Genomic DNA, 6126 nt, shown 5'->3' with positions numbered 1-6126 from the left:
CAATTCCACCACTCCCGCACTGCATCAAGTTTTACATCTAGATTAAGATGGCGTTTGAATCTGGCGTGTCTAATATCAACATCCACCACTTCAACACTGTATCAAGTTTTACATCTAGATTAAGATGACTCTATTTTTCATTCAGAGTAAAGATGGTAGCAATGGCGGGACTTGAACCTGCGACCCCAGCATTATGAGTGCTGTGCTCTAACCAGCTGAGCTACATTGCCATCTTTCTTTTTCATCCCCCTGTCTGGGGAACGGGGCGTATTATGCTTATTCGGCTTATTCAGGTCAACTGCTTTTTTCTGCAAATTTACCGAAACGGCATTGTTCGGCGATAAGTTCACCAAACTGAGCAACAGACACCCAAAAAAGGGCCTTTTCTAAGAAAGTTTTAGCGCTTTTCACACTTGAGCATAGCTACTAAGGTAAATTTTATTAGCCAATAGCACTGTCCGAGTATACTCAAATGACCTTTTCACACCTATATCGACAGCTTTTATATAGCAGTTTGAAATAGCAGCCGCTAAATTCTCTGTTAAATACTCGACCTCTCCTAGTCATCAGCATCGTTTAATGAACTACGATAGCTAAACAACTTATGATCACTTCAAAGTGATGATTGATAGCTCTAAAACAATTACTAACAAACTTCGACAACAATAAAAGAACAGCTATATATTGTAAGCAAACCTTAGATACAAAAACGGCGACTATATAAGTCGCCGTTTGCTATTAACGTTTAGTCAAACTTAAACGTTAAATAGGAAGTGCATGACATCACCGTCTTTAACAGTATATGTCTTACCTTCTACACGAAGCTTACCCGCTTCTTTCGCGCCCGCTTCACCTTTATAAGTGATGAAGTCTTCGTAAGCCATAACTTGAGCACGAATAAAGCCACGTTCAAAGTCAGTGTGAATTACGCCAGCCGCTTGTGGTGCACTTGCGCCAACACGAACAGTCCAAGCACGAACTTCTTTAACACCTGCAGTGAAGTAAGTTTGTAGATTTAGTAGTTCGTAACCGGCGCGAATAACGCGGTCAAGACCTGGCTCTTCTAGACCTAGATCAGCCATGAATTCTTCACGGTCTTCAGCGTCCATTTCAGCAAGCTCAGACTCGATAGCCGCACACACAGCAACAACAACTGCATTTTCCTCAGCAGCAAGTGCTTTAACTGTATCTAGATGAGGGTTATTTTCAAAACCGTCTTCAGCTACGTTTGCAATGTACATTGTTGGCTTAAGTGTTAGGAAGTTTAAGTAACCAATTGCAGCTAGCTCTTCTTTACTTAGATCCATAGAACGTAGCATTTTGCCTTCGTCTAGAACTGGGCGCATTTTTTCAAGTACAGCCACTTCAAACTTAGCTTCAGCGTCGCCGCCTTTAGCACGCTTTGCTTGACGAGTGATAGCACGTTCACATGAATCAAGGTCTGCAAGAGCAAGCTCGGTGTTGATCACTTCGATATCACTTGCTGGGTCTACCTTATTTGCAACGTGAACAATGTTGTCGTCTTCAAAACAACGCACAACATGACCAATTGCGTCAGTTTCACGGATGTTAGCTAGGAATTTGTTACCTAGACCTTCACCTTTAGATGCACCAGCAACAAGACCTGCAATGTCAACAAATTCCATTGTTGTTGCTAATACACGCTCAGGCTTGACGATTTCAGCTAAAGCATCAAGACGCGAGTCCGGAACTGGAACCACACCTGTATTTGGTTCAATAGTACAGAACGGGAAGTTTGACGCTTCGATGCCAGCTTTAGTTAGTGCGTTGAAAAGTGTTGATTTACCAACGTTTGGCAGGCCTACGATGCCGCATTTGAAACCCATATTGTTACCTTTATATCAATGAATGACTTGAAGCAAAGCTCCAAGCACTTGTTTAAGCTTTAAAAGAATGCAGTCTATGCATCGCCTTTGCCATATCTTGGTTGAACAAGATCTCTGTCGAACGAACCGCTTCATCTATTGCGGCGTCCATCAGCTCTTGATCGGTTGGGGATGCTTTGCTTAGCACATAGTTGCTCACCTGGTTTTTATCACCTGGGTGACCAACACCAATACGTAAGCGGTAGAAGCCTTTATCATTAGCAAGTTTTGCAATGATATCTTTAAGGCCATTATGACCACCGTGACCACCACCCAACTTAAATTTGGCTACACCCGGTGGCATATCGAGCTCATCGTGTGCAACTAATATCTCTTCTGGCGCGATTCTAAAAAAGTTCGCTAATGCGCCAACCGACTTACCACTTAAGTTCATAAAGGTTGTCGGGATTAACAGACGGACATCTTTGCCATGTAAGGTGACTCGCGCCGTCATGCCAAAATATTTAGTATCTAATACTAATGTGGCACCACAGATCCTAGCGAGTTCTTCAACGTACCACGCACCAGCATTATGGCGAGTCCGTTCGTACTGCGCGCCGGGATTTGCAAGCCCGACAATCAGTTTAATATTGCTCATAGCACCCTGTCTGTATTGGCCTAAATTAGGTTTTGTCGTTGCTTAAATAAAGTAACAACAAAATTAAAAACGCGACATTTTAGCACTCAAATAGCCTGCCAACAAATTATACGCAAATATTGCGCAATCTAAATATGTTGTTCAGCGCCTTTTTCGCCACTTACACCAGCATAATGACTGATAAAACTAATAAAAATTAATCACAAAAAAACCGGATCCAAGATCCGGTTTATTGAATAGTAAGCTAAGTTAGCTTTATCCGTTCACGCTTAACTAAAAGCCCATCGCATATTTCAGCACCTGCTTTTTAATCGGCGAATCAATATTGGCTAGCTTTAACGCACCATTACGCAGAAGTTTAAGTGGTAAAATATCATTACTAAAGCTGGCATAGAAAAGATCCATCGTTGACATCATGAGCTGATTGTCGCGATAACGGCACTTTTGAAATTCTGCCAATACAGGTTTACGCCACCAGCCTTTGTCATCTTCTAGGTGTTTAGCAATCGTTGTTACCAAAGCATCAACGTCTTTAAAACCTAAATTAACTCCCTGCCCTGCTAACGGGTTAATCGTGTGCGCCGCATCACCAAGGATCACTAAGTTATTGCGGTAATAGGTTTGTGCATGCCGACGAGTCAGTTTAAAGCTCGCTTTGCTGACAACGGTAAAGTCGCGATCGAGTCGAGCCGGAAAGTGCAGATCAATCTGCGCCGCTAAGGCTTTATTATTAAGCTGAGTTAACTGGGCAATTTTATTGGCTTCATCGTACCAGACTAATGAAGCATTGTTGCCTGGTAAAGGTAATAAAGAACATGGGCCATTTGGAGTAAATTGCTGCCAAGTCACATCTTGTTCGTCGCAAGCAGTTTCAATATTAATTAGCATGGCAGACTGAGCATAATCCCAACCACTGATACCAATATTGGCCCACTGACGTACCATAGAGTTAGCGCCGTCGGCGCCAACTAGTAACCGCGTATCAAAGGTTTCACCATTATCTAATTCTACGCAAATTTTATCGTCCGCCTGCTTGCGAGTTAATTTGGCTATTTTGGTCGGACAGAATAGGGCTATATTGTCGAGTTGCTGCAAACGTTGCCACAACGCTAATTGGATAAGGCGGTTTTCAACGATATGACCTAAATGGGAGCAGCCTATTTGATCACTATGGAAACGGGTTATGCAGTCGTCCATCTCCCAAGTTTCAAGACCTTTATAGGCAACTTTACGCACATGATCTAACCCTGTTAGTGCGCCTAAACGCTCAAGTAAGGCTTCAGATGCAGCACTAATAGCTGACACGCGTAGGTCTAAGGCCTGTTCACTATCATAAGCTCTTGGTGCAAAGGCTTCGATAACAGCAACTTTCAACCCAAGCTGCCCAAGTCCAATTGCTGTTGCCGCGCCAACCATACCACCACCTACAACTACGGCATCATACACGCTGCATTTCATATTCACCTGCTCCACTGCGCTTTCTCTCCTAACCTCAATTATGCCCAAGCAGTTTACACCCAAACACACCAATATTAATGCTTTATAAAAGAAAGTTTGCACTATTTGATACTGAGCAGATTAGCTCTACCTCGCTTTGTAAATAAAGCGCGCCGAAATATGTCGATTAGTGTCAAATTTAACTCTAACGTGTACAAATGTGTCTAGAGTTAACTTTCCTCACACCTGCTTACAAACCACAAAAGCAAGATGCAAACCATGCCATAGACTCAAACTGTCAAATGGGGGACCCCCATAAAACATTAAGTGAGGATATTATGAAGAACTTTACCTTGGCAGCATTACTTTTTGCATCGTTCATTCCAGCCACCAGCCAGGCAAATCTAGATCCGACTGAAATGGAACATATCAATGTTATTTATCGGACTCCATTTGAATATTCACTTTATCAATATACCAGCGATACTCTGCAAGCATTTAATCAGCAACTATTGGTCGACATACATCAACAAGCGAAACAAAGCAGCCAGCAGATGGCCAAAAGCTACAGCCTCAGCGTTGCCGAAAATAACTCCGTAAATATACCAACTAAAGCCTTAGTAAAAACAATGACATTGGAGTCTGCAGAATAAAATCACTTTATTAACGGCTAAATGCTAGCCACAGGCTGACTTAGGCGTTAAAATGTCGCGCTATTTTTTCGGTGCTTCTAGAGTGATACAGACTGATGAGTAAAAAACTCCATATTAAAACTTGGGGCTGTCAAATGAATGAGTATGACTCTTCTAAGATGGCTGATCTTCTTGACGAATACGAAGGTTACACCTTAACAGACGACGCTGAAGAAGCTGACGTACTGCTGCTGAACACTTGTTCTATTCGTGAAAAAGCACAGGAAAAGGTTTTTCATCAGCTAGGGCGCTGGAAAACATTAAAAGATAAAAAGCCAGGACTGATTATCGGGGTTGGTGGTTGTGTTGCTTCGCAAGAAGGTAAAGCAATTAAAGAGCGTGCTCAATGTGTTGACCTTATTTTTGGTCCACAAACTTTGCATCGCCTACCTGAAATGATCGACCAGATCAAAGATGGTAAAAAAGCGGTTATCGATGTGAGCTTCCCTGAAATTGAGAAGTTTGACCGTCTACCAGAGCCCCGCGCTGAAGGGCCAAGTGCATTCGTATCAATTATGGAAGGTTGCAGTAAATACTGCTCGTTCTGTGTTGTACCATACACTCGCGGAGAAGAAGTGAGCCGTCCACTAGACGATATCATTTTAGAAATAGCCCAGTTAGCAGAGCAAGGCGTGCGTGAAGTAAACCTACTAGGTCAAAACGTTAACGCATACCGTGGCGCGACTCATGACGATGAGATCTGTACTTTTGCAGAACTTTTACGTTACGTAGCTGCGATTGATGGTATTGACCGACTGCGCTTTACTACCAGCCACCCAATTGAATTCACTCAAGACATTATTGATGTGTATGAAGACACACCAGAATTGGTGAGCTTTTTACACTTACCAGTGCAGTCTGGTTCAGATTTAATCCTGACGCAAATGAAACGTGGCCATATGGCGATCGAGTATAAATCGATTATTCGTCGCCTACGTAAAGCACGTCCTGATATTTTAATCAGCTCTGACTTTATCATTGGTTTCCCTGGTGAATCTAAGCAAGATTTTGCTGACACTATGAAGCTGATTGAAGACATTCAGTTCGATCACAGCTTTAGTTTTATCTATAGTGCTCGTCCAGGTACGCCTGCTGCAGACTTACCAGATGACGTTAGTTTAGATGAGAAAAAAGAGCGCCTAGCGATTTTGCAAGATCGTATTACTCAACAAGCTATGCGCTACAGCCGTCACATGCTTGGGACTGTGCAACGTATCTTAGTTGAAGGTCCATCGGTTAAAAATCCAATGGAGCTTCGCGGCCGTACTGAAAACAGTCGAGTAGTTAATTTTGAAGGCTTACATGAACATATCGGTAAGTTTGTCGATGTTGAAATTGTAGACGTTTACACCAACTCACTACGTGGCGTATTTATTCGCGGCGAAAATGACATGGATCTACGCCGCAACCTGCGCCCATCAGATATCACAGCTAAATATAAGCAAGATGATGACTTAGGTGTGACTCAATATAAGCCAGCTTGAACGGCTTAAGCCATTATATCGAAATACGC

At 42.6% G+C, this 6126-nt stretch carries 5 protein-coding genes and 1 tRNA gene; 2 read left to right on the top strand and 4 right to left on the bottom strand.

The genetic code is table 11. The features are described 5' to 3' along the window. Positions 1-153: 153 nt before the first annotated feature. The 4 genes from AB4298_RS20520 to AB4298_RS20505 form a co-directional block, all read right to left on the bottom strand. Positions 154-230: transfer RNA gene (locus AB4298_RS20520), tRNA-Met, on the bottom strand. 525 nt (positions 231-755) lie between these two features. Further along, positions 756-1847 carry a redox-regulated ATPase YchF gene (gene ychF / locus AB4298_RS20515; protein ID WP_248998730.1) on the bottom strand — a complete coding sequence of 364 codons (1092 nt, stop codon included), beginning with the start codon at positions 1845-1847 and terminating at the stop codon, positions 756-758. A 52-nt stretch (positions 1848-1899) separates the two neighbouring features. After that, positions 1900-2484: an aminoacyl-tRNA hydrolase gene (gene pth, locus AB4298_RS20510; RefSeq protein WP_248998731.1), complete on the bottom strand. Its 585-nt coding sequence runs from the start codon at positions 2482-2484 to the stop codon at positions 1900-1902. Positions 2485-2757: 273 nt separating this feature from the next. Then, complete coding sequence (locus tag AB4298_RS20505) at positions 2758-3942, bottom strand: FAD-dependent monooxygenase (RefSeq protein WP_371988209.1); 1185 nt, start codon at positions 3940-3942, stop codon at positions 2758-2760. 317 nt (positions 3943-4259) lie between these two features. Between AB4298_RS20505 and AB4298_RS20500 the strand changes: the two genes are divergently transcribed. Then, complete coding sequence (locus AB4298_RS20500; RefSeq protein ID WP_371988206.1) at positions 4260-4574, top strand: hypothetical protein; 315 nt, start codon at positions 4260-4262, stop codon at positions 4572-4574. A gap of 95 nt (positions 4575-4669) precedes the next feature. Beyond that, on the top strand, positions 4670-6097 hold the full coding sequence (gene miaB, locus AB4298_RS20495; protein WP_248998734.1) for a tRNA (N6-isopentenyl adenosine(37)-C2)-methylthiotransferase MiaB: 1428 nt from the start codon (positions 4670-4672) through the stop codon (positions 6095-6097). Positions 6098-6126 lie beyond the last annotated feature (29 nt).

The sequence above is a fragment of the Shewanella sp. 10N.261.52.F9 genome (assembly GCF_041471165.1).
Classification (GTDB): domain Bacteria; phylum Pseudomonadota; class Gammaproteobacteria; order Enterobacterales; family Shewanellaceae; genus Shewanella; species Shewanella marinintestina.
This window is presented reverse-complemented; position numbering and strand designations above follow the sequence as displayed.